Source organism: Campylobacter sp. GB48 (assembly GCF_049221845.1).
GTDB lineage: Bacteria > Campylobacterota > Campylobacteria > Campylobacterales > Campylobacteraceae > Campylobacter_D > Campylobacter_D lari_C.
On sequence record NZ_JBMJAR010000083.1, the window covers coordinates 1 to 792 of the forward strand.

The window sequence follows — 792 nt, forward strand, 5'->3', positions numbered from 1 at the left end:
TTAAATGAAGAGTTAAAATATAATAATGGCTTTGAAGTAAAAGATGGTATAGCTGAAGTTGGAGCAGAATTTTTTGACAAATGCTTTGAAAAAGGAATTTATGTTTTAATACCAAGATTAGTATCTTTAGATAAAAATGAAACATTACACTTTGATCCTGTGCCTTTAGAAGATAAAGGCTTTGTGGCGACTGATTTTAGAATGGGAAAAAAGGGAAAGAAAAATATAGATTTAAGCTTTCAAAGAAGCATGGCTAAAATAAAAAATCCTAATTTAGCTTTGCAAAGCCCTAAAGAATTCCTACAAGCTTTAAATGACAATAGAGATTTTACAGAAGATGATAAAAAAGAGCAAGCACAAGCTATCCAAGAAGCTTGTGAAAAAAAAGCAGATGAAATAACAAAAATCTTGCTTAAAGATGATAAAAGTTTAAAAGATATTATTACAGATAAGCAAGAATTAAAGAAAGAAATAGGTAAATTACGAAAAATTCCAAACAAATCACCAAAAGAACTAAGCTTACTGGGCAGACTTGAATTTTTACAAAGAAATCAAGAAAAAGCTGAAAAACATAAAGACATTATAAAAGATCTTCAAAACCCTCAACAAACTAGCAATAGCAAGCAAGATAGTGTTAAAAATGCAAATCCTTTAGATATGATGGCAACAAACAGCACCGCTCCAAACCAAGAAGAACAAAAAAATAAAAATATCAATTCTAAAGATATAGGAGATGCAGGAGAATATGCTGCTTCTATGCTTTTTACTAAAAGATCAACTAGGTATTTATCT

General features: G+C 29.3%; 1 pseudogene. It reads left to right on the forward strand.

Annotation, left to right across the window (positions count from 1 at the left end):
- A pseudogene (locus ACOTVC_RS08925) lies at positions 1-792 on the forward strand (hypothetical protein); the annotation flags it as partial.